The sequence below is a fragment of the Streptomyces sp. NBC_01707 genome (assembly GCF_041438805.1).
Taxonomy (GTDB): domain Bacteria; phylum Actinomycetota; class Actinomycetes; order Streptomycetales; family Streptomycetaceae; genus Streptomyces.
The window spans coordinates 867,333-890,510 of sequence record NZ_CP109190.1; the positions used below are offsets into that span (position 1 = coordinate 867,333).

Genomic DNA, 23,178 nt, shown 5'->3' on the forward strand with positions numbered 1-23,178 from the left:
GCTTCCTCCGTACGGTCGGATGTCACGGGCAGGAGCCCGCGAGGGCAGTTCGGCGCGCTCCGGGACGTCGTCGCGCTCCTGAGTGGCTTCTTCGGTATGTAGCGGGATGCGTACGCAGGCCCCCTCGCGTGTGTATAGGCCTGCAGCGCCGCTACAGCGGTGCCTGCAGTCCAGCGGTACGTCGTGCGAGTTCCGCCGCGGCCGGATGTGCGGCCGCGGCCGTAGTCGTGTCGGCGGTGAGCAGGTACAGCTCGAAGGCCTCGTCGGCGCCGGGCGGTGGCGCCACCAGCGGTGGCGGGTCCTGGTGGCGGCCGCTGGCGCAGGCGGCCAGCTGCAGTCGGGGCGTGAGGTTGTGCAGCGTGTTGATCCAGTCGGCCTCGGCGAGCTCCCGGCCAGCTGGCTGTTCGCCGGCATGGGTACGCAGCCAGCCCACGTACAGGGCGGTCAGGTGCTCGACGACGGGTGGGTGGCGGTACCAGCAGGGTGGGATGTTGTTGTGGAGTTCGAAGGTGCGGCGCAGCCAGTCGACCCAGATCGCAAGTTCTCGCATCCGGGCACGCCGCTCGGGCGGGTCCATGGCAGCCCACACCCACCGCTGAGGCTCGGGCTTGGCGGCGGCCGGTGCCGGCCACAGAGAGGCGGGGTTGTCGAGCGCGTCAGACACGGGTGCCGGCCTTCCCGGGTGCGGCGGGCGTGGTGAAGCTGACCGTCCCTGCCGGAGGAACGGGGGCGGCCAGCAGCTTCTTGAGGTCCTTGTCGCGGAAGGTGAGCCGCATCTTGACCTTGATCGGGGGCTGGTTGGAGTACTGGGCGATCGCGGTGAAGTCCGGCAGCTGCTGCAGGGAGTGGACCGGGGCGAGGTCGGTCTCGGTGGCGGAGGTGTTGGTGGAGTACTCCCCGCGGGAGCGGCCGTGGGAGGTCCGCATCACCTCGGTGCGTCCGTACAGGCCGGAGAAGTAGCGCAGGGTCTCCAGATCGCCACAGCCGGGCAGCAGCATCCGCAGACCGCTCGCGGAGAGCACGGTGTTGGCCTTCTGGGTGCCAAGCCGGTCGCGGAGCTGGGACAGGTCGTGCCACACCGTCAGGACGTCGATTCCCATCCCGCGGCCGGTGGTCAAGATGTTCGGCAGTCTCGGGTAGCGCAGCATGTTGCCGGCCTCGTCGACCATGACCCCAAGGGACGGGTTCAGGGGATTTCCGGTGGTGTTGTAGCGGACTTCGGCGCCGTGGATGATCGACGCGATGATCGAGGTCAGTAGCGGGGCGAAGCGTTCGGCGTCGGCTTCGGACGCGATGAGGCAGACGGTGCCGTTCTGGTCCAGGAGCTCCTCGACGGTGAAGTCGGTGCCCGAGCATGTTTCGTGGACTTCTTCGTCGGCGTAGACCCGGGCCAGCACGTTAAGGCTGAACTGAATGCTGCCGATGCCGTCTTCGTGGAGGCGCAGCCAGGGGGATGCGTAGTCGTCGGCAACTTCGGTGTAGCCGTGCTGCAGCAGGACGGCGCGGACATGGTCGACGGCGTCCTTGCCCAGGCCCAGCCAGCGGCGCATCACGCTCACGCCGCCGCCCGAGAGGCTCGCGGCGAGCAGGACGCCCTTGAGGACGCTCTTGGCCTGGTCGATCCAGGGGGCGGCGCGCTTGTCGTCGCCGGAGGCGGAGGCCTCTGCCATCCATGCGGCCATCCTGTCGGCTGCTTTGGCGTCGGCGCAGTAGTCCACCGGGGACCATTTGTGGGTGGTGCGGCCGGGGATCCCGGCGGGGGCGATCACCCACACCGGGCCGAAATGCCGGCGCCGGGCGTAGATGATGTCCAGGTCGGCGGCCTTGGTGCTCGTCACGATCAAGGGTCCCTGCCACTCGGCTGCGTTCGGCAGCACCAGCCCGGTCGTCTTCGATGACCCGGGTACCCCGAATACCGTGGCGGAGATGTTGGGCTGGGCGGCGACGATCTTCTTGGTCCGCATCCCGCGTCCGGCGGTGATCCGGTTGGCGCGCCTGACCGGGTCCTGGGGTGCGGAGAGCTTGCGTTCCACCTTCGCGCCGCCCCACTGTGCTCCGCCGGTGCGGCCGCTGCGGTCGAGGAGGCTGACGGCTTTGACGACCAGGACGAGGACAGCGACGACCAGAAGAACAGTGAGTACGTAGAACAGCCAGGTGGGCGGGGCCGGGTCGTAAGCTGCGCCAGGTCCGCGTACGAGGGCGGTGAGGACGGTCGCGGGGACGCTGCTGGTGCGCGTCGCCCATCCGCGTCCGGACAGCAGGGATGCGAGCGGTGCGGCCAGCAGCACCGCGCCGCTGACCGAGACCAGTGCGCCCGCGCCGTAGGCGGCGAGCAGGGTGTTGTCGTCCATGGCGGCGGACGGGCCGCTCTTCCCCGTCGCCATCACACGACCATCCGCTCATCGGTCTCGAACAACTTCTGCTCGATGTGGGAGAGCACCAGCTGGACGGCATGCGAACCGCCGCCGCGGCCGACCTTCCACAGGGCGCGGCCGCGCTGGGCGGCACCCCAGGAGCCGATCAGGTCGCATTCGGCGTCGGTGAGTCCGATCGCCTCTCGGGTGATCTGCAGCGGGCGGGTGTCCTGGGCGAGCTGGATCCGGGTCTCGCAGGAGGAGATGAGGTCCTTGGCAATCGCCACGGCCTCCGAGCCGGCCGCCCCCACGCTCTCGAAGTCGGACAAGCGGTGGGTAGCCAGGAGCTGGATGGTGCCGGTCGCCCGGCTCAGGCGCAGGTCGGCATCGATCTTGCGAACCATGGCAGCGCCGCCACTGCGCATCTGGCGCCACAACTCGTCGCGTACGACGACCCACGGGCGCTGGCCGGGCCGGTCGATCGCCGCCTGTGCCCAGGAAGAGACGCAGGACAGCACCATGGCGACCGTCTCGTCGCCGTACTGTTCCAGGGCGGAGATGTCGACGGACTGGATGGGGGCCTCCCAGTCCAGGCCGATGGATGTCTCCTGGTCGAAGAGCCCTCCCAGATGGCCGTTGACCATGGAGCCGAGCGCCGAGCGAATGGTGGCCATCTGCTCGCGGGTCCGTTGCACTTCGCCGTCGCGGACGCGAAGTTCCTTGGCCATCGCGTCGGTGGGGTCGCGCAGCTTGTCGTAGACCAGCGGCAGGGTGGGCACAGCGAGGCGGGTCTGCCCGTACAGCTCGCCCGTTACCTCTCGCACCGCGACGTCCAGGGCCTCTTCCTCCTGCGACTCCAACGTCCGCTTGAGCTGGAGCTCCAGCAGGGCCTTGAGGAGCGTCAGGCGGCGGCGGTGGATTTCCTGCAGACGGCTGCAGAGTTCGGCCGAGTCAGTGATCCGGTCGAGGCCCGCGCCGAGCGGTCCGGCGTCCAGCGGGTTGAGGCGGCCGGGCAGGCCGGGGCCGAGCCGGACCGGCTCGACTCCTAGGTGATGACACAGTCCCGCGTACTCGCCCTTCACGTCGCCCGCGATCAGGGTGCGGTGGCCGAACGCCATCAGCCTGAAGCACAGGGCCTTGATGTGCGCGGACTTCCCCGACCCCGGAATGCCGGTGATCATGACGTTGGGGTTGGTGCACAGCCCTTCACGGACCCAGACCGCCGGATGCGCGGAGAACGCCTGCGTGGTCAGGGTGTTGTGACCGATGTATGCCCCGATCGGCGGCAGCGCCCCGGCGTGCAGGAAGGGGTAGGCACCGGCCGCGTTGCCGGTATCGGCACGCACCACTTCGGTCCGGGGAAGGGACGCGGACCGTCCCGCGTACGGGTGCGCCCATCCCTTGCGCGGGGCGATCCGCATCACCGTGTCGGCGTCTTCGAGACGACGGGCAGCGCGCTGCTCGGCGGCCGTCGGCCCGGCCGGAGCGGGGGCGAGCGTCGTGTTGATGCCGGTGGCTTCGCCGATCCCGGCGGCTTCCAGCAGGGTGTCGTCGCCGGTGCGGCGACGGGTGAGACGGCCCATCAGAATCCCGTCCGTCGGTCCGGCAGCCCCTGACCAAGCGGAAGTGCGCCCGCGGCGAACCCGACGTCCTGGGCGCCCCACATGCGCCGCAGTTCCAGGCCGGCCGCCGCGGCATCGGCCTGCATCTCCGCGCAGGCCGTCTCCAGCTCCTCCAGGTCGGTGACGGTCACCGACAGCACCGCGGTCATCCGCACCACGCCCTGGCCCGACGCGCGGGCCATATCCTGGGTGCGGGCGAGGTTGACCTCGCGGCGCTCGTCCTCGCTCTCGTCCCGGCCGGTCTTGGCCCGCAGGTGCCGGGCCGAGGACCGCTTGCTCTTCTCCTTCGCGAGCTCTTGGCGGGCCCGGCGCGGGCCGAGTGGTTCGTAGACCAGGCTCATCGAGCGCCGAGCGTTGCGCCGGGGGCGCAGCAGCGGCTGCAGGAACGTCGCGTACACCTGGGCCTGCGGCCAGATACGCACCTGATAGGTGACCGTCCAGGCCCCATCGTGGCAGTAGGTGCCCCATCCGGTCTCGGCGGCCGCGGGCCCGGCGAGGGCGGGGTCGACGCCTTCTTCGGTGCCTTCCCATCCCAGGATCTGGGCAGCGGAGTTAGCGTTGGCGAGTGCGACCTGGGCGTCGGGGTCGTACGCGGTGCGCACGGTCTGGGCCAGACCCCGCGGGGAGAGCCATTCGACGACCTGCAGGCTCGCGGTGCTCAGCGCCCCGCCCAGCGCATGCAGCTCGCGCACCAGGACAGCGGCCGCGCCGACCTGGCCGCCGCCGGCGCCCTTGATGGCGAGACGGGCCCGGGACGCCGACAGGGTGACGGACAAGTACGTCTCCCGGGAGGTAGCCGCAGGGCCCGCGCCTTCCATGACATCGGCCAGGGCGCTCACCGCTGCTGCCGGGGCGTCAGCGGTGATGTGCTGCGCGGTCCATGACCGCAGAGCAGCCCCGTCGTCGGGCAGACATCGCTGGTGTACGGACAGGCGGGTGATGGGCGAGTCCTCGGTGCAGAACGTGCGCATCAGCGCAGCCCAGGAGGAAACCCGGGCCGCTTGCTTGTCACTGTCCACCAGCGCAAGGCCGGGGAACGAGACGCGGGCAACCGCGGTGTACGTACCGGACACCGGGTCGTGTGCGACACCGAGGAGCCCTCCCAGACCGTCCGGTGCCTCCAGGATGCGGAGCCGGGCAAGAGTGCCTGGCAGATCCATCGGCTGGTGGCCGGTGCGGGCGGATCGGGGGGCGAAAGGCCCGCTGAAGAAGATGTTCTGTTTTCTTGCCACGGCGATCTGATGCCTCACTACCAGAAGGATCCATTCATCGGCGCTCAGCCCGCTCACCCGCCCGAAGGCAAGCAGAAGCAACAGCAGAGCCAGCGGCACGCACGCGGCGGCTGCGGCCCAGCTGGACAGGTTAACGGGGGTGAGCAGCAGCGCGCAGGCCACGGCGACCAGGGCGAAACCGGGCCCGGATAGCCGCCCCATGAAGCCGGACTTCTCCGACTGCCATCCGCTGTAGGTGATGGGGTGTGTCATCGGCTATCCCTGAGTCGGAGGGCTGGGCGGCTGCACCGGCTGCAGCGTTCTCTGCACACCGTCGTCCGCTTCCTGCGGCTGTCCGGCGGAGGCGGAATGGCGCCGCTGTGCGATGACGACGTGACGGCCGCCGGCCGCCCCGTGGTCGAGACCGGCGTGGCCGGCGGTGCTCGTCATGCCGGACTCGAGGGTGTCCTTGCCCGCGGCGAGGACCTGCAGGGGCAGGCCGATCGTGCCCATGACCCGGGATCCGAAGGTCCGTCCGCTCCCGCCCCCAGTGCCGCTGCCCGCGCTCTGCACGGCGTTGGAGCCGCCGGCGGAGATCTGGGCGTTGTCTTGCTCCAGGGCGCGGGTATAGGCGCTGCCGCCGCCGACCGCCCCGGCCCCGCCCATCTCCGGCCGGTAGCCGCCGCTCATCGATGCGGCGGACGAGCCGATCGAGCTCATGAGTCCGGACGCGATCGCGCTCCCCCCACCGACGGTGGAAAACGTCATGAACTTCGCCAGGACGGGCCACGCGAAGCAGGCGAGGACGAAGATGACAAGGCCGACGAACATGTTCTGCACGCCGTCGCCCTCGGACATGGCACCAAACCCGATCGCGAAACACAGCACGATCATCGGCTTCATCAACACCAGCGCAATCAGCGCGTTCCTGGCCTTTGGCCACCACTCCTGCGTCGAGTCGGACATCTGCCCGGCCAGCACCACTGGCATGGTCGCCACCAGGATCATGATTCCGGCCTGCCGCAGCAGCACCTCGATCCACAGTGCGGCGATCGCCAGGATGCACACGATGCCGACCACGATGATCACGCCGACCGCTGCGGCCGTCACACCTTCACCGGTGATGAGTGCCGTGCCCACGGTCGCCACGCCGCCGCCACCAGTAATCAGCCCGCCGAACAGGGTGCCCAACTGCTGCTGCATCGCCTTGGTTGCATCGCCCGCACTTGAGCCGCCACCGTGGAAGCTGTAGTTGATGATCCAGGTGGACACGGCATCCGACCAGGTCAGAGCCGTCTGCGTGGCGATCACGTAGACCGACGAGATGATGCCCCACTTTGCCAGACCCGTCACGGCAGTCGCCGCGGGCTCGCCTCGCTGGCTGATCGCCACCTTCCCGAACTGCAACAGCAACAGGAACGTCGCGATCAGCAGGGAGAGGACCGTCATGATCCCCTTCGGCTTGCCGATGCCGGTCTTGGACAGGTCGATGGTTGACGATTCGTTGAAGACCTTCGCGAACTCCTCCAGCAGCCACACCACGGACTTGCCGATGTAGTGTGCGGCCTCTTTGAGCGCGTTCGAGGCCATCTCCGAGATCTGCCCGGCAACCCAAGTGAACGGGGTCTTCGCCTTGGCTGGGTACTTGAAGCCAGCCTGAAGTTGGCACTCCTTGAAGATGCCGCCGTTGTCGACACAGTCGGCGATAAACTTGTTCAGCTTCTCGTAGTTCGGGTCGTCTGCCCTGTTCGGGTAGTTCTTGCGCCATCTCTCCAGCTGGCGCTCTTCGTTCGCGTGCCGATCCTCATTTCTGCAGCCCCAGTTGCCGGAATCACAGGTGTCGTGGATGCCTGAGCCAGACGTTTCAGGGTCCGGAAATCTGCAGGAGCCTTCCGTATCTGTGTAATCAATGACACACCAGTGGTTCTGATCGTCGACGCCCGCAACATCCCCGCCCTTCTCGGCCCATTCCTTCGGAGGGGGCTTGGGCGGACCGTAGTTCGCGTGCTTACCACCGTGGTCGGCGACAGCGGCGGGCGCCGCGATCACTCCGCCGGCCAGGCAGCACAACACAGCCAGTAGGACGCCTCCCGCTCGGACCAGCACACCGGGCCAGTCAGTCCTCATGCCTCACCTGCACCCACATGTCACGCCATGCATACGACGAGTCGGGGAAGTAGGCGGCGGGGAAGGTCCGCTGCTTCCAGTACTCCGGCTCGTTAGTGAGCTTCCACCCGCCGTCTTGCCACTTGACGATGAAGTCGGTCTCTTCACCCTTGAGCGGGTTGTCATCCGTGGACTTCTTAGGCGTGGTCGCGTAGCGGTCGAAGCTCAGCCATACATGGACAACATCCCCTCGCGGGAGCGCGTTGCTCTTGAGCGTGCGTACCCGGACCGCTTCAACCGTGGCGGTGACGGTGAGCCCGGCAGGCGTGCCGCCCGAAGGCGGAAGGTTGATCGATTCACGGCCTTTGCGGATCTCGGAGATCTGCTGGTCGATGTACCCCGCGGCGTCTGGTGAGGTGACGGCCTCCAGTTGCTGACGGGCCTTCTGGTCGTCGAGCCAGGCGTACTCCTCCCAGAAGTAGACGACCGCGGAGATTGACCCGCCCACTGTGTGCGGAAAGCCTGTGGAGACGCCGTCCTTCTGCCCAGTGGGTACGCTCAGCGGTACCGTTTTCGCTCTCTCCGGCGTCATTGCCCGCCCACCCGAATCTGATCCAGAGTCGGTCGGGCCTGGTTTCGCGATGACTGTGGGGGGTGCCGTTCCCTTCTCTGAATCGTCCTTTCCGAGAAGCGAGTAGGCCGCGACGCCGCCGACGAGCAGTACTGAGGCGGCTAGTACAGCGAGCCCGGCAATGGCGAGTTTGGCGATGCGGGCGCTGCGATCGTGAGTGTTCATCCGCCGCCTCAGCTCGCCATGTTGTAGACCGCAAGGACGAGGCTGCTGGTCACGCCGATGCCTCCGGCACCGCCCAGGCTCCACAGCACGGACTGCTTGCCGCGGGCGGCCAGCTGGGCACGCTCACTGTTGTGGCCCACGGCCACCAGAAGCCAGCCGGTCAGTCCGCCGATCACCGCTGCTGAGAGACCGAACCCGGCCGTCCAGGACAGGATTGTTTTGACCTGGGTGCTCACCTCGTTGGGCAATTTCGGGCTGTATTTCGGAACGATCGGCTCTCCATCGACTAATACGTGCAGGCCAGGGTCGGTGGCCAGGGTGTGCAGGGTGGTCATCCAAGTCATAGCCGACACCTCGTCAAACTCATTTGGAAGTGGGGGAAACAACGGCGAGCGGCGCGGGGCGCGGAGCGTCGGGAAGCGGCATGCCCCAGGTAAGGCCGGCCGCTGCTAGAACTGCCTGTGCGAGCGAGCGGGCGGCTTGCTGAGTGCGTGAGCGCAGCCGGGTTGCTATCCGCAGCCCGTGGATGCGGATGTGCGGGTCGTGCGGGAGGTGCACCACTGCGGCGGCTCGAGAGGTCAGCATCGTTGCGCCTGCCCGAACGATGGCGGGCAGCCGTCCGTCGGTCTGTGCGACGAATACGGCGACCGTGCGTTGCAACGGCATGCCGTCGGCATCCAGCGCCATCACTGCCTGCTGCAGCGCCTGGACACCGCTAGCGGTAGCGGCCGCGCACAGCACCGGTACTGCGTAGGGGAGTTCGCACCAGGCCCGGGTCTGTCCGATCCGCCCGGTGCAACGAGCGTCAAGGATGTCGTGGGCGACGGGGTGCGTGGTGTCGGCGATGACGGTCTGCCAGCCGCCGAGGGCGGCCAGCTGGAGCCAGGCGGCAGGGTCCGGCGGAAGTGCGAGCGGCGGGCTATGCCAGTCCCGTCCGTCTGTGAGCACCTGCCAGCCCGCGTCCCGTCCGGACGGTCGCCGAGCGGCCGCATTCTGGACCTGGGATCGGGTCAGTGGCCGGTCGGGCGGCAGTGCAGCCAGGCCTCCGGCTTCCTGCCCGGTCGTCCATGAGGGCCAGGGTGAGGAGAGGCGCGGTCCGGTATCGAGCACAACCGTGCGGGTCCCGGCCGCCGCCATCGCTCCGGCGAGCAGATCGGCCACGGTGGAGCGCCCGCTCCCCCCGGTCGCTGCCATCACCGGCAGCACCAGACGGGATCCGGCAGGCAGCGCCATCAGCGCGGCTTTCTTTTTGCCCACCCTTACCTCCCATGCGGCACGCAAGCTATTTGCGGCAGCTAACTCACTGTACCTGCGTGTCGTCCACAAGCGCCCCAGAACCATATCGCCCCGATGCGGGTGACAATAAAAATTATTGTCAACCTGCCCCCTGTAAGGCCATGATGGCATACTGTCACGCATCATCACGCAACCTGAGCGGCGTTGACTCTCGCCAGAACAGACCACCCATCAGGATTCTTTTACGCAAATCCAGGAATACAGGCTTGGGGGGACTGTGCGCGTAAAGCGCTGGCTGGCCGTTGCCGTGGGCGGGGCCGTCATGACACCGGTCGCGTTCGGCATGGGAATCGTGCTGCTCATTGCGACGTTCGACGACGATAGAGGCGGAGGCAGTGTGGAGCCGACGGCAGGCAGCCTCAGAATCGGCAGGGGTGGTGTCCCCGCCGAGTACGCGCCCATGATCCTCAAAGTCTCGGCAGACTGTGACCAGGGGCTGCCGCCATCGATCCTGGCCGCCCAGCTGAAACAGGAATCGAACTTCAATCCTCGGGCTGAATCTCCCGGCGCTGGCGCGCAGGGCATCGCCCAGTTCATGCCGGACACCTGGCCGACCTGGGCCGTGGACGGAAACGGCAACGGGACCAGAAGCGTCTGGGAGCCCGCGGACGCCATCGCTGGGCAGGGGAAGTTCATGTGCAGCCTGCTGAAGAAGGGCAAGGCACACCCTCAGTACAACGGCTCACCCATCGAACTCGCGCTCGCTGGTTACAACGCCGGCTGGGGCCGCGTCGACCAGTACCAGGGCGTCCCGGACGAGCAGTTCGCCAAAGGCCAAACATACAATTACGTCCAGATCATCATGGCTTCCGCCCGGCAGTTCACCGCTCCCACATCCAGCGAGGAGGTGGATCTGCCTGCCGAACACTCTCTGTCCGCCGGAACGCCCCGCAAGGTCCGCACCGCGGTGGCCTGGGCAATGCAGCAAAGGGGCGGCTGGTACCGCCTCGGCGGCGACTGCACTAACGCCCACGGCCAGAGGTCCGCCCACTGGTGCGACTGTTCGTCCCTGATGCAGCAGGCTTACGGGGCCGCCGGGGTCGCCATCCCCCGGGTCACCTACGACCAGGTCAAAATCGGCGACCGGGTCAGTATCGACGACCCCAAGCCCGGGGACCTGGTGTTCAATCCGGGCAGCGACGGATCGGACGCGCGCCCGGGGCACGTCGGCATGTACATCGGCGACGGCAAGATCATCGAAGCGCCCCGCACCGGCGTGCGGACCCGGATCGTCTCGTACAGCAGCTGGCGCAACTCCACGAGCGCCATGACTCGAATCACCGAAGTCCGCCGGGTGGTGAAGTGGTGACCGGCACAACCGAAGGGCGTCCCGCCATGCACGAGCACGAAGAGCTGTTCCACCCCTGGGGCACCGTGACTCCGGCATTCTGGGGCGCCCCGGCGCTCGCCCCCGCCGCGCAAACCGGCCCACAGGCCCGGATCCCGGAAGTGCTGCGCGAGCGCCTGGTCGCCGTCGCCGCTGCAGCCACCGGCGGCCAGTTGCAGGACGCCGCGAGGATGGCCTACCAGCTCGACACAGAGATCGCCGCCGAGTGCGGCGTCGAGCACCTGAACACCGTCCACATCCGGGAAGTCCGGGGACACATCGCCCACCTGATGGCTGATCACGCCACCGCGGTGGGGTGGTACCTGCACACCGCGCGCCTGCGGGCCACGATCCAAGGCCCTGCTCACCCCGACACCGAAGAAGCCACCCGACGCGTCTACAGCCTCTGGCGCACGGTCCCCGCCCATGACGCGCGCAGGCTCGGCAACGAACTCCTCGCCGCCGTCACCGACATCCACGGCCCAGAGGCGGCCGTCGCCCAGCGGACCCTCAAGAGGTTGCAGTCCCTCGACTAACCCATCACCCATTCGCCGCTACAGGGAAGTGCTCGGCCCAGGACAGCAGCCGGGCACGCGGTAGCCCCGGGGGACGAGTGCTCTCCCGGGGCCGGTTGCTGCTGTCAGAGACCGATGCCGTCGGTGGCGGAGTATTCCCAGCGTTCGCCTATGTCGCCTTCTCCGCACTCAGCATGAGGTGCCTTCCCACGGAGCTGGAAGTGTCATAGCCCTCGGGACGGTCCAGAGCGGCTCGGTGCCGGCGGCTGGTAGCCGGGCTCGTGCCGTACGGATGCAGCGGCCTGCTGCTGCTCGTGCAAGTCCCTGCCCCTGGTCTCCGCGGTGTGCAGCTCACCGTACTTCTCTGCGACGGTCCGGCGCAGCGCCTGCTCCTCGACCATGAGCGCGGCATTTTCCCGGTAGATCGCTGCTGAATTCCGGTACTTGGTGACCTGGCCGTGCAGGCGCGCAAGCTGCTTGAGGTCGTTCGTGTCAACGCGCTGCGTGAACGCGGGCACGTGGGCCCGCATGGCAGCGAGCTTTCGGGCGACGTCGTCGATGTCGCGGGGTGCGGGCTGGGTGGCGCCCATCTCGCGGAAAACGTCAGCGAACTCGCTGCCGCGGATGGTCTCCCACGCCTCGGTCCGGGCGGTGTTCGCCGCGGACATGGCCCGGCTCTCCTCGCTCCATCCTTCGGCGCGCTGGGCGCGGTAGCGCTCGGTCAGTTCCCGGTGTTCCTTCTTCGAGGTGCTGGCCAGCCGGAGCGCGACGCGACCCTTGCTGTTGTTAGCCTCCAGCTGTTCCAGCGCGGCGTTCGCTTCCCTGACCGCAGCCTGGGCGAGCACCGCCTGGCCGAGCTCCTCGCGGGCGGTACGGAGATGGCCGTTCGCATGGTCCAGCAGCACGATGGCCTCCGCACCGCGGCGCTGGCCCTTGGTCTGTCCGTGGGCCTTTTCCTGGGCCAGCCGCTCGGCCAGGACCCGGGCCTCCTCTCCGTCCTGCAGGGCGCCCTGGTCGCACATCTTGGCGCGCTGCAAAGCGTCGCCAGGCTTCCAGCACAGGTCGGCGTCAGACATCCTGCCGTAGGGGCGGTCCGTCCAGGAAGGGATTGCCCGCATCGCGCGCTGGCGCTGAAACTCGGCCAGCTGCTGCTGATCCTCGCTCAGCTCCAGCACTGTCTCGTCATCCAGGGCGCGCTCGGGCACCGGCTGCTCGCGGCGTACCGGCGCCCGGTGGGCCTGTTCCCGTTCCGCCCGTTCGGCAGGCGGCCCGTGGACGACGGGCCGTTCCTGGGTGGCCTGCACGGGCAGCACGGCCGGGGTGGGCGGCTCGCGCAGCAGGTCGGAGATCATGCCGTCCGGCCGCGACTGCCCCAAGTACTGGGCGAAGGCCCGGACGGCGCGCTGCAGGAGCTCCTTCTCGCTGCGGGCAGCACCCAGGCGTGCCTGCGTCGTCTCGTCCTCCAGCACCGCCAGCGGCAACCACAGATGGTTCTCGGACCGGGCCCGGGTGATGCCCGGGTAAGTCGCGAAAGCGTTCGCTCCGTGCCCGTACATCAGGGCGGTGTCCACAGTCATGCCCTGGCTCGCGGCGATCGTCATCGCGTAGCCAAGCGACAAGGCCCCGGAGGCAATCTGATCGGGGCTCAGCCAGGCCGACTCCTCTCGCGGTTTCCCGCCGCGGCCCTTGAGCCGCCAGCTGATCTGGACCCGGCGCTCGTCATCGATCGCGGTGACTACGGCGCGGTAGCCATTGAGAAGGTCCGGGCCCTGCCCGCGACGGGCACGGTAGTCGTTGGCGCGGACCCGTACAGCGTCGCCGACCGCGAGGGTGAGTTGATGACCGCCGGGCAGCGCGAAGGTGCGCTCGGCACCGAGCTCACCGGCGGCGCGACGGATCTGCTGGGCCCCGGCGTTGAGAACGTCGACGTCCGTGTTGCGGGCGGCGAGGACGACCATGCCCGCGATGAGGTCGTGCATGTCGGGCCAGCGGCCGCGCAGCTCGTCCCACGCGGTGAGGATCTGCGAGCGGGCCTCGTCCGCGCTGCCGGCGGCGTGGACCCGACCGCCGGCGGCGAGCAGGTTCAGGGCCTGCTCGTGATCGCCAGTCCGCCACACCTCCAGCGCCTGGCGCTCGGCAGCGTCCTCCTGACGGTAGTTCTCGGTGAGGGTGAGCCCGTGGACCAGACGATGCGCCTCACGGAACCAGCCGCCCACCCCGATCGCCTGGAGCTGTAGGTGGTCGCCGATCCCGACGATTTTGGTACCGGTGCGGGCGGCCTCGCTCATCAGCAGGGCCGCGGACCGGTCGTCGACCATCGTCGCCTCATCGAGAACCAGGACGTCGATGCCGGCGAGGCCCTTGCCTCTGCTGATCCGCTCCAGCCAGGCCGCGACCGTGCGCGACGGGATCGCGGAGGCACTGGCCAAGTTCTGGGCGGCGACGGCGCTCAGGCATGCACCCTCATACGTGGTGCCGGCAGCGTCCCAGCCGATTCGGCACGCCTCCATCAACGTCGACTTACCCGCCCCGGCGATGCCGACCACCGTGTCGATGCCGTGCCCGGCGGTCAGCAGCCGGACGACCGCCTCGCACTGCTGACCGGACAGCTCGTATCCAACGGCGCGCTGGTAGGTGGTGATCGCCCGCTCGACCTCGTCCGGGCTCAGGACTGCGGTGCCCTCGTCGACCCGAGCCAGGACCTGGCGGGTGACGACGTCCTCTGCATCGAGGATGTCCTGGGTGGTGTAGCGGGCGGTGGACGACATCACGGTGGAGCCGAAGGCCGGCACCGGCACCGCGTAGCCCTCCACGGCCAGGACCTGGTCGGCAAGCTCGTCCAGCCGTCCCGGCCCGTCGTCGATGCCGTACTCCAACGCATTCGCCAACGCGGCAAGCAGCTGTGCGCGGCTGAACGACTTCTCCGACCGTGTGAGGCCGGTATGGGTGTCGAACACGATCGCGGCGAGGTCGGCGGGCGGCGGGGTTCGCGGGCCGTTGCCGGGACCGCCGATGCCCGGGCCTCCGTCCGGTCCGGGTGGTCCAGGGGCCGCAGCCAAGACCATCGCGTCGACGTCGATACCGAGGTCCTCGGCCCGCTGACGCCAGCTGTCCCGTATCGTCGTGGCGTCGGCCGTGTGCTTGGCTCGCCTGGTCTGCAGCGAGACCGTGGCCTTCTCCTCCCGGCTGGCGTCGGCGCCGGCCGTCGCGTCGACCAGGGCGGCCCGGCGCGAGAACTCATCGCGCACGTGCTCGGGGATCCCGACGATCTCCCAGGCGGCGGTCCGCTCATTCTGCTCACGCCGTACCCCGAACCGCTCATATGTCAGCGCACGCACCCGTGCCTTGAAGAACGCATCGAGGGCGGAGGCGTGCCGGTGCAGGTCCTGCCCCGAGTTCGCGATCGACCGCCACTGCCCGTCCTGGCACAACGCCATATTGGGGATCGTGACGTGTAGGTGCAGGTGCGGGTCACCAGGCTGTCCGTCGCCCATCGGCCGGGCCGCCTGGTGCTCGACCGACCAGGCCATCAACCCGCCGGTCGCGGTCCTTACCGGCTGCCCGTCCTCGCTGCCGACCGCATACCCGACCCACGATTCGAGCTGGGCAAACATGTCCCGCTCGGCCTGGTGGACCAGACCGCGCAGCTCCCGCTCGTCCAGGCTGCCCATTAAGCCCTGCAGCACGCTGTCGGACTTGGGGAGATCCAGGACCAGGTCCCAGCCGCGGACCCGGTCATCGACCCGGACATCCTTGTGCGCCCACGCCTCTGCCAGTTCGGTCTCGCCGTAGACGTCGGCCAGGTCGATGCCGGCGGCCCGTGCCAGCTTGTGTAGGGTGACGACCTGCATCCGGTGCATCTCACCGAGCCGGTGCACCATCCGCTGCTGGGTGGCGAGTACCTTCTGCTGCTTGGGCTTGCCCTCCAGCAGGTCGGCGGGCTCCACATCCCGCTTCGCGGCCGCTGCCTCGATCGCCTCGGTCAACCGGGCGGTGGTCAGCTTCGCCTTCTCGTGCGCGCGGGCTGACGTGCGCGAGCGGAACAGCCGGGCCCCAGTCGCCGGGTGGCACCCGTTCATCAACCGGCGGGCGGCGTCCTTGCCCTCCTCGTCCAGCACCGCCCCATCGACCAGACCGACCGTCGACAGGCCCGTGCCAATCCACACGAGCACGGCGTCGCCCTCGGCCCGCAGCCGATGGTCGACCGCCTCGACCCCGGCCCCTTCCATCACGACGGTCTCAGCGGCTGGCGCCTCCGCCACCGAGCACCCGGCCTGCTCCCGCAGCCGGTACTCGACCTGCTCGTCCGCCGTGATCCTCGTCAGCCACGCCACCGGCCGCCCCCATTCTCTGTCACCCCGCCAGTCGGGCTTGTGCACTTGTGCGTTCCGGCTTTCCGGAGCTCCCCAACAAGAACTCCCTTTGTCTATATTCCTTCCCTTTGATTCCTTCACTTTGATCACCCACCGGAACCCATCGACTGTACGTTCAGAGCCACCACGTAGTGGACAGCAACACTTCTTGCATCGGGACGTTCAAGATGGCGCGATGACCGCTCCCGGTCGGTCCACTTCCGCCATGCCGCTGCACGGAGGATCAAGACTGCTAGCCGAGGCGTTCCCCGCACCGGCGCAGCCACCGGCCAGCACTCCGGTAGCTGCGGCCCCTCGGCCGCCTGCCGGGTCTTGAGTCCGGCAGGTCGTGCTCGGCGTCGGGAAAGCCGACCGAAAGTCCTCCGAAGTCGATAGCTGGGGTGGCTCAGATGTCCCTTCGACTGGCGCCGCCGGACCTACCTGGGTAGTGGCCCAGACATTTCTCCCTGTTGAAACCTTCACCCTCTCGTGCGCCCGTATGGCCTACCGAGTTTAGGGAAGGGGCATGTGGACTGCTTGGGTTGTGGCGTCGCCCGGTCCAGGGATTTACGCCCCCGGCTGGCCACGGCCGGGCGACACCTCCGCCCCCCACTCGGGAGGGGTTAGTGCGTTCCGGGGAAGGTGCGCTGGGGTGCTGACATCCGAGGAAAACGTAAATATGGCCGGTTCCTGGGCGGGCATGGAGAGGTTCCGCACCGCAGTGATGCTGGTCGGCTTGAGCGCCCCTCATAGCCCTCTCTCCCAGGCACCGGGCCACCGCCGACATGTGCTTTGTAAGTTCGATTTGAGCCTGCTCCGGCTGCTGTTGTCGACGCCACGGCCGGACAGGGATGCTGGCGTACGCCCCCGTCCGGCGTCGTCGATGGCAGCCGTGGCTGTCAGAAGCCTTCTGATCCGTAACTCAGAGTGGATCGGGGATTGGGCACAGCGACGCCCTTCCCACCCGCCCTACAGAGCAAGCCAGTTCAGATGTCACCCGATCGTGCATCAGACACTTCGATTGCCACGGGCCGGATGGTGGGCGGAGGGTCTGACAATCGTCTCGACTGCGTCCAAAGCAAGGTGCCACGGGTACCCCTCCGGTCGCCGCTCGCCCGGCTGGTTCGGCACGAAACCGCCCTCGCCATACAGCACCGTCACCCCCATCGACCGCAGGGCGTCCACCGACCCGTGGAACCGTGGATGCCGCGCGTAGGCGCTGTTGACGCATGGCATGGCCACCGTTGGGATCTCCTTGCCAATCGCCTCCGCGACCACCCCGACGACGAACTTGCTCGTCAGGCCAAGGGACCACTCGTTAATCGTGTTGAACGTGGCCGGCGCGAGCAGGATGACGTCCGCCTTCGGCCACACGTCCGGCTCCGTGGGCAGCTTGTACTCAGAGCGTACGGGATGTCCGGTCAGCCGCTCCAGCTCCGGCAGCCTGTCGTCCAGCCAGCGGGAAGCCGTCGGGGTCAGCCCGAGGCACACATCCCACCCGTAAGCCTGCGCGTTCTCGATGACCCCGGCAATCTCAAGGACGGGCGGTGCGGCCGAGCCGAACAGGTACAGAGTCGTCATGCCGCCATCCGACCACACACGCGCAACCGCCCACGAACCGGATGGAATCGAGGGCGATGCTGGGTCCCCCGCGCAGAAGCGCGGGTACCGTTCCAGATGGCGAGTCAGGAACGGAGCCCATTATGCCCAGACTGGACCACGACCACATAGGCGCCCGGATCAAGGAGCAGCGGAAATTCGCCAGGCTGACTCAACGCCAGCTGGCTGACCGTCTCCCGTACTCGTACAGCCTCCTCAACCAGGTCGAATGCGGCGCCAAGCCCGCCAACCTCGACCTCGTTGCGGCTGTCGCCCAGGCCCTGCAGATCGACGTCACCGCGCTGACGGGACAGCCCTACGTGACCGAACTGCAGCAGGACCGACTCGCCGAACTCGTGCGCCCCATCCGGGAAGCACTCGACCTGTACGACCTGGGAGCAGACGACACCATCCCCGACAGGCCGGCCGAGCAGCTGATCGCCAGCGCCGAAGAACTCTGTGCCCAAGTGCGGGCCACACATCTACGGAACGCCGCCCGACGGCTGCCCTCGACAATCGCTGAGCTCACGACCGCGGCGTGGCGCGCCCAGTCGACGCAGCTGTGGCAGGCTCTCGCCTCGACGTACCGGACCGCACACGACGTCGCGGTGAAGCTCGGCTACTACGACCTCAGCTCGGTCGCCCTCGACCGCATGGACTGGGCTGCACACCGCGCCTCCGATCCCTGTCTCGCCGCGATCCGCCAGTACATGCGGGCTCTGGTGTACTTCCGGGAGGGCGAGTACACGATCGGACAGCGCCTCGTCACCGCCGGCCACGGCATCGTCGGTGGAGCACAGCAGACGAGGGAGGCCGTCGCAGTCACCGGGCAACTGCACCTCGGAGCCTCGGTCATCGCGGCCCGCGCGGACCAGCAGACCGCCGTCGACACTCACATCGCCGAAGCGAAGCGGTGCGCAGAGCAGACCGGGGACGCCTCCGAAATCCACTGGCTCAGCTTCGGCCCAACGAACGTGGCGCTGCACCGCATGTCCGCGGCTGTCGAGATGCGCCAGTATGACGAAGCCCTGACCCAGGCTCGACAAATCAGCATCCCGCCAGCCCTGGCCACGTCGCGACGCGCCCACTTCCTCATCGACAAGGCGCGCTCCGAGATGGAGACTGGCCGCACCGAAGCGGCGCTGACCAGCATCATCGCCGCCCGACATGCCGCCCCGGAACAGACCCGCTACCACCCGGGCGCACGCGAGACCATCAAGGGCCTGGTCCATATCTCGCGTCGCACCCCGGACAGCCTTGGGCACATGGCTGCCTGGATCGGTCTGTAGTCGCGCTCGCGCCCCGACCTGCCAACGCTCACGAATCTGTGAGCGTTGAGCCCTTCCCCGCCCGTCACGCTGGTCTCGTACCTGATCAACGACGAGCCGGGGACGCGCCATGACCGTGAGAGATTTACCGCCAGTCAACGAGCTCACCGAGCAGCAGCGCCGCGGGTGGCGTTGCGTCTGGTGTCGGCACCCCCTCACGGTAGGCGACGACATCGACCTAGGGGAGCAGCGCGCCCGGCCGACGGACGGGGCCGCGTACTCATGGTTCCCTCGCGCCTGCGCCAACACCGAGGCGTGCCTGGAGCGGACCGAACAGCGGTCCGCTGACCCGTTGCACAGAGGGCGGGCATGAAGACCGAATCCACCGACGCCATCACCACGTCTGCTCGCCCAGACCGTGCTGAACATGGACCCGAAGACCAAGGCGCTCTGCCGACGGGACCCCCCACCACAAGGGGGACCACTACGACCCCCACACCCGCCCATCGTGGGACCACCCCGGTACCACGTGGCGTAGCTGATCTCCCGTCCGTACCCGAGGCCGGCGGTGGTTGGGGTGCGGGCGGGTTTGTCGATCATGGATTCGGCCACGCGTGCGGGGTCCAACCCTTCCGCGTGGACCAGTCCAATACCCGTTGTGCATTCGTGAACTCGGCGGTTGTGAGAGTGACTCTGAGCGTTCCGGTCTCGGACGCGCTGCCGGTGATCCCGGCTGGGCGAACGCCGAGCCGGGAGGCGGCCTGCGCCGTCAGTCGGGCTCGGTCAGTCCGTGCGGTGCTGCGGTTCGCACTGCCCGGGGTCGCTCTCGGTGAGAGCTGTGCGCGCGGCCTCCAGCAGTTCTTCGGAGATCGGGTTGCCCCGGGTGGCGCGGGCGAGGGCGAGGGCACCGACCATGGTGCAGAGCTGGGCCATACCGTCGTCGTCGCCGGTGGCCAGCCGGGCGGCTCGGTTCCTTACCCCGTTGATGTAGACGTGCTGGGAGCGGGCGGCCTGGTCCGGTTCGCGCCCCAGGTCGGCGGCGAATCCGGAGACGGGGCAGCCCTCCCCGGCGTGGTCGCGGTGCCAGACGGAGAGGTAGCGCTCGATCAGCGTGCGGCGGGCGGCTTCGTGGTCCCTGGTGGGTTCCTCGAGCGCCACTGGCGAGTGCGCCGCCTCCTCGCCGAAGGCGTAATCGATGGCCTCGTCGACCAGGTCCACCTTCGAGACGAACTGCTTGTGGAACCCGCCACGGGTAAGCCCGGCGGCCTTCATCAGGTCGGCGACACTGACCGCTCCCAGTCCATCAAGGCGTTCGTAACCGCCCGAAAGGACTTCACCCTCGGCTGAACCGCCCCGGCCCAGCCCTCTCGGCGCGGACAGCACTGCGGCCCCGCCCACGGTGCGCGAGGCCGCCAAGGGGCCAAGGGGTCAGATGGCGCTGGACGCCGTGGTGATGCGTTCCATCAGCCTCGTGGAGTGGCAGATCTCCACCGTGGAGGCCTCGGTGACATCGTCGGCCAGTCAGATGCGGCCGGCTAGGCCTCGGTGACGACCTCCACCAGGTCCCCGATCAGCGCCACCGGCGCCGACCCGAGACAGGCGTCACCAGCCGGTACCAGGCCGAGCCCTCGGACAGCCAGTCCTGGCCGAGGACCTGACCGAGGACGATCTGCCCATGCGTGGACAGCACCGCACCGGGACCCTCATACACCACGGTGGTCGGGGCCGGGCCGGGCTCCCCGGTCACCGGGTCCAGGACAGGCTGGCCGGCTGTGCGGAAGATCCGCATCGTGTCGGTCAGCTGCGCCTCCAGGTCGGCCTTTGCCTGCGAAAGATCCACCGGCACCGGGTCACGCCCCGGTCGTCTGCGTGGACTCGTCGAGCCACGTGGTGCGGACGACGGCGAGCGAGTCGGCATCGGAGATGTCCAGGACCCGCCACACGCGGTTGATCAGGCCCGGGTCCTGCGCGGCCTCGGTGACGCGCCCGGGGTCGTCACGCGACGCGAGCGTGGCATCCAGCGGGTCAGGAGCCGGTAGCGGTTACGGGTGTCGTCGGCGTACGCCTGTCCTTCCAGGGATAGGACCAGGCCCGCCGGACGCGAAGATCGCACCGGCCCCGGTGGAGAGGATCTGGTCGGGGCCGGGGTGGTACTCGCCGGAGTCCGGGTCAGGGATAGGACCAGGCCCGCCGGACGCGAAGATCGCACCGGCCCCGGTGGAGAGGATCTGGTCGGGGGCCGGGGTGGTACTCGCCGGAGTCCGGGTCAAGGACCGGCTCTCTGGGGCGGAAGATCTCGACAGTGTCCAGGAGGATGCGCGTCTCGACGATGGGGGCGACGGCGGCAAGCGAAAGCCCCTCAGAGGCGGAGGAGTGCTCATATGTTCGAACGCAGGGGGGGTGCGCGGACAGCTCCCCCGGCCCGACGAAAGAGCGGACCCATGGGGCCGACCCAGGTGCGCAGGTCTCGGCCCGACGTGAGGATTGTTCTACCGGTGGTGGCTCAGATGTCCCTTCGACTGGACCGCCGCCGGACCTACCCGAGCACCCCAAGCTCAGTGTCCGGTCGGCAGTGGATGCAGGCACGCATCCCGTCGGCGAGCGCGGCGAGAGCTTGCTCCCGGGCGATGGCCCGCTGGCGCTTCCCCGCCGCGCGGCACCCGCCAAGTGGACTTCGATCGGCCGTGCGCCTGCACCGATGCTGAGCTCGACAACCCAGTCCGGCGTCGGCGGCCGCCGCTGTTCGCCCTGCCGCCTCTCCCTCTCCGCTGCTCGGCCGCCGCGATCGCCACGTCGATGCAGTCCACCCACATCGCGTACCAGGTCCGCAGGGTACAGAGCCGAGGCAGATCGGGTGGGAGGTCGGACATGCGTTCGATTGCAGTGTTGTCGGCATGGTCAAGCCCCCGCCGCTCGGGCAGGGGCTCCGGGACGTAATGCGCTCATTCTGGCTAGTCGGGCGGCTCATCCGGCAGGGGTCGATCTTCGGTGCTGCGCCGCTTCTTGATCTCATCCTCGAGCCGCTTGGCCGTCCCCTCGGCTTCCTTCTGCCGGTCGCCTCTCACCCTTCCTGTCGCTTCCCCCGCCTTGCCTGGGAGTTTGCCCTTGCCGCTCCGCCGCGTCATAACGGCTCCTCGCGTGTGCGAATCCTTGCGTTCTCAAGCTAGGACACCTCAGGGCATGTCGCGTTGCGTGAGAGACAGCGAGAGGGCGGATGCGCCTGCCATGTCCGCCACCCACCATCTCGCAGACGCCGATAGAAGGGACCCGCATGTCCGACGCTGCCCTGCTGCAATCCCTCGGCGTCGACCCGTTCCAGCTGGACCCCGCCCCACCAGGGGCCCCACGCCAGAGCGCCGGAGCCGAGCGGCTCGACGGCAACCATCCGTGCGTGGGCTGCGGCCAGCCCGCGAGAGCAACCGGGGTCGTCACCGTGCCCGGATCCGGCCGTCGCTGGTTGGACCGGTGCATGCCCTGCCTCATCGCCACCACCCCACGCGGTGGTCCCCGCGCACCGCTCACGGACACGCTGGCCGTTCTGCAAAAGGCAGCCCGAAAAGCAGGCGCCGCCGTGACCATCAGGACCGACGAGCCGTAGCGGCCCTGATCCAGCTGCGTGAAACACGAGCGGCCGCCGGTGCACCTTCGTTCGGTGCAACGGCGGCCGCCTCGGCAGGGGCGCTACTACAACTGCCGCTCGATCTTGGATTCCGGAACCTGCTCTTGTTGCATGTTCTTCTCGTTCTTGACGGTGTAGCGAGTCTGTTGCCCGCTACCCTCGGCCGCCTGGATCGTGCCCTGCGCCTGCTGGCCTTCTTGGTTCCGGTACTCCACGCGCTGTCCCTGCTTGTACGGCATGAGCTCTCCAAGTCGCTGTGAGTCGGTGGGAGGATGGCCCCACTCGTTCGGGGGAGGCGCCCCTCCTTGCGCCAGGGACTATCGCTGGACGCACTGACAGCTCACCCCCGCCTCCACACCGCAGCAACCCTTACGGGCCGAATGGAGGAAGTCGTAGTCTGCCGTCGTGGACCGCTATCACCTGACGCTGTCGATCGGAGCCCGGGCCGTCATGCGCGGGTGGTGGGTTCACCGGGGGAAGGCCCCCAGAGACCGCCGAGGTCGAGAACAGGTGATCGCGGACGCGAAGAACGGGCCGCTGGCCCACCTGCCCTCCGGAAATTTCCAGGCGAATGCCGCCTGGCTCGCCCTGGCCGCACTCACCCAAAACCTGATGCGCGCCATGGGCACCCTGGCCTCCGCCTTCCACGCCAAGGCCACCACCGCCACGATCCGGGCTCAGCCCATCGCCGTCCCGGCCCAGATCGCCCGCGGAGCCCGCCGACTGATGCTCCACCTACCCACCAACTGGCCCTGGCAGGACGTGAGTTTAGCGGTGTGGTGTCGGTGCTCGTATTCGTTGGGGCTGACGCCTGGCAGCCACTCTTCGCCGCCCTGCATGCCCCACCCCACAGCTGCCGCCCCATCCGACCCGCCCGAAAGGGCCCGAGACCTGTGGACATGTGGAAAAGCTGGGCAGACCAGCGACTATCCCACGCCCACCGCCAGCCGAAGAACACTAAACGATCACTCGGACATCAAGCCGGTGGATCCAGGCTGAACAACGGCTCCTACCAGTCTCGCGCCCGAGTACGGGGAGTACGAGGAAGGCCCCCGCCGGGGGCGAGGGCCTTCCCGTCGGTGTGCCAGCGTCCGCGGAACCCGGAGAGGTCCG

Annotated in this window: 20 protein-coding genes; 5 read left to right on the forward strand and 15 right to left on the reverse strand. The window is 68.5% G+C overall.

Annotation, left to right across the window (positions count from 1 at the left end):
* Window positions 1-151: 151 nt before the first annotated feature.
* Genes OG963_RS04030 through OG963_RS04065 form a run of 8 tightly spaced genes read right to left on the reverse strand, consistent with a single transcriptional unit; the run spans window position 152 to window position 9,346 of the window.
* Window positions 152-664, reverse strand: a complete 513-nt coding sequence (locus OG963_RS04030; protein WP_371798414.1) for a hypothetical protein — start codon at window positions 662-664, stop codon at window positions 152-154.
* On the reverse strand, window positions 657-2,384 hold the full coding sequence (locus tag OG963_RS04035) for a type IV secretory system conjugative DNA transfer family protein (RefSeq protein ID WP_371798415.1): 1,728 nt from the start codon (window positions 2,382-2,384) through the stop codon (window positions 657-659). The genes OG963_RS04030 and OG963_RS04035 overlap by 8 nt, the downstream gene beginning before the upstream one ends.
* Window positions 2,384-3,937 (reverse strand): type VI secretion protein, encoded by a 1,554-nt coding sequence (locus OG963_RS04040; protein WP_371798416.1) that lies wholly within the window; start codon window positions 3,935-3,937, stop codon window positions 2,384-2,386. The genes OG963_RS04035 and OG963_RS04040 overlap by 1 nt, the downstream gene beginning before the upstream one ends.
* A complete protein-coding gene (locus OG963_RS04045) occupies window positions 3,937-5,460 on the reverse strand; it encodes an SCO6880 family protein (protein ID WP_371798417.1) in 1,524 nt (507 codons plus the stop codon). Before OG963_RS04045 ends, OG963_RS04040 begins: the two co-directional genes overlap by 1 nt.
* A 3-nt stretch (window positions 5,461-5,463) precedes the next feature.
* On the reverse strand, window positions 5,464-7,314 hold the full coding sequence (locus tag OG963_RS04050; RefSeq protein WP_371798418.1) for a hypothetical protein: 1,851 nt from the start codon (window positions 7,312-7,314) through the stop codon (window positions 5,464-5,466).
* Entirely contained in the window at window positions 7,304-8,089 is a 786-nt protein-coding gene (locus tag OG963_RS04055; RefSeq protein WP_371798419.1) for a hypothetical protein, read from the reverse strand. Before OG963_RS04055 ends, OG963_RS04050 begins: the two co-directional genes overlap by 11 nt.
* An 8-nt stretch (window positions 8,090-8,097) precedes the next feature.
* Window positions 8,098-8,433 carry a hypothetical protein gene (locus OG963_RS04060; RefSeq protein ID WP_371798420.1) on the reverse strand — a complete coding sequence of 112 codons (336 nt, stop codon included), beginning with the start codon at window positions 8,431-8,433 and terminating at the stop codon, window positions 8,098-8,100.
* Window positions 8,434-8,452: 19 nt separating this feature from the next.
* The gene (locus OG963_RS04065) at window positions 8,453-9,346 is read right to left on the reverse strand and encodes a hypothetical protein (RefSeq protein ID WP_371798421.1); all 894 of its coding nucleotides are present in this window, start codon (window positions 9,344-9,346) and stop codon (window positions 8,453-8,455) included.
* A gap of 256 nt (window positions 9,347-9,602) precedes the next feature.
* On the opposite strand from OG963_RS04065, the gene OG963_RS04070 reads away from it, so the two are divergent.
* Together OG963_RS04070 and OG963_RS04075 are read left to right on the forward strand one after the other, a co-directional pair.
* Window positions 9,603-10,694: an NlpC/P60 family protein gene (locus OG963_RS04070; RefSeq protein ID WP_371798422.1), complete on the forward strand. Its 1,092-nt coding sequence runs from the start codon at window positions 9,603-9,605 to the stop codon at window positions 10,692-10,694.
* The gene (locus OG963_RS04075) at window positions 10,691-11,248 is read left to right on the forward strand and encodes a hypothetical protein (RefSeq protein WP_371798423.1); all 558 of its coding nucleotides are present in this window, start codon (window positions 10,691-10,693) and stop codon (window positions 11,246-11,248) included. The genes OG963_RS04070 and OG963_RS04075 overlap by 4 nt, the downstream gene beginning before the upstream one ends.
* 203 nt (window positions 11,249-11,451) lie before the next feature.
* Here OG963_RS04075 and mobF read toward each other — a convergent pair whose 3' ends face one another.
* Together mobF and OG963_RS04085 are read right to left on the reverse strand one after the other, a co-directional pair.
* Window positions 11,452-15,561, reverse strand: a complete 4,110-nt coding sequence (gene mobF, locus OG963_RS04080; RefSeq protein ID WP_371798424.1) for a MobF family relaxase — start codon at window positions 15,559-15,561, stop codon at window positions 11,452-11,454.
* A gap of 1,026 nt (window positions 15,562-16,587) precedes the next feature.
* Complete coding sequence (locus OG963_RS04085; protein ID WP_371798425.1) at window positions 16,588-17,160, reverse strand: flavoprotein; 573 nt, start codon at window positions 17,158-17,160, stop codon at window positions 16,588-16,590.
* 122 nt (window positions 17,161-17,282) lie between these two features.
* Here OG963_RS04085 and OG963_RS04090 point away from each other — a divergent pair, with 122 nt between their 5' ends.
* A complete protein-coding gene (locus OG963_RS04090) occupies window positions 17,283-18,467 on the forward strand; it encodes a helix-turn-helix domain-containing protein (protein ID WP_371798426.1) in 1,185 nt (394 codons plus the stop codon).
* A 762-nt stretch (window positions 18,468-19,229) separates the two neighbouring features.
* Here OG963_RS04090 and OG963_RS04095 read toward each other — a convergent pair.
* From OG963_RS04095 to OG963_RS04110, 4 genes are all read right to left on the reverse strand, one after another.
* Window positions 19,230-19,862, reverse strand: coding sequence for a TetR/AcrR family transcriptional regulator (locus tag OG963_RS04095; protein WP_371798427.1), 633 nt, complete (start codon window positions 19,860-19,862; stop codon window positions 19,230-19,232).
* 154 nt (window positions 19,863-20,016) lie between these two features.
* Window positions 20,017-20,286, reverse strand: coding sequence for a DUF6093 family protein (locus OG963_RS04100; RefSeq protein ID WP_371798428.1), 270 nt, complete (start codon window positions 20,284-20,286; stop codon window positions 20,017-20,019).
* Window positions 20,287-20,296: 10 nt separating this feature from the next.
* The gene (locus OG963_RS04105) at window positions 20,297-20,467 is read right to left on the reverse strand and encodes a DUF6093 family protein (protein WP_371800260.1); all 171 of its coding nucleotides are present in this window, start codon (window positions 20,465-20,467) and stop codon (window positions 20,297-20,299) included.
* 515 nt (window positions 20,468-20,982) lie between these two features.
* On the reverse strand, window positions 20,983-21,459 hold the full coding sequence (locus tag OG963_RS04110; RefSeq protein ID WP_371798429.1) for a DUF6233 domain-containing protein: 477 nt from the start codon (window positions 21,457-21,459) through the stop codon (window positions 20,983-20,985).
* 258 nt (window positions 21,460-21,717) lie between these two features.
* On the opposite strand from OG963_RS04110, the gene OG963_RS04115 reads away from it, so the two are divergent.
* Entirely contained in the window at window positions 21,718-22,044 is a 327-nt protein-coding gene (locus OG963_RS04115) for a hypothetical protein (protein ID WP_371798430.1), read from the forward strand.
* An 86-nt stretch (window positions 22,045-22,130) separates the two neighbouring features.
* Here the strand turns inward: OG963_RS04115 and OG963_RS04120 are convergent, their stop codons facing one another.
* The gene (locus tag OG963_RS04120) at window positions 22,131-22,304 is read right to left on the reverse strand and encodes a hypothetical protein (RefSeq protein WP_354387681.1); all 174 of its coding nucleotides are present in this window, start codon (window positions 22,302-22,304) and stop codon (window positions 22,131-22,133) included.
* 166 nt (window positions 22,305-22,470) lie between these two features.
* Here OG963_RS04120 and OG963_RS04125 point away from each other — a divergent pair, with 166 nt between their 5' ends.
* A complete protein-coding gene (locus OG963_RS04125; RefSeq protein ID WP_371798431.1) occupies window positions 22,471-23,064 on the forward strand; it encodes a transposase in 594 nt (197 codons plus the stop codon).
* The last annotated feature ends 114 nt before the right edge of the window (window positions 23,065-23,178 follow it).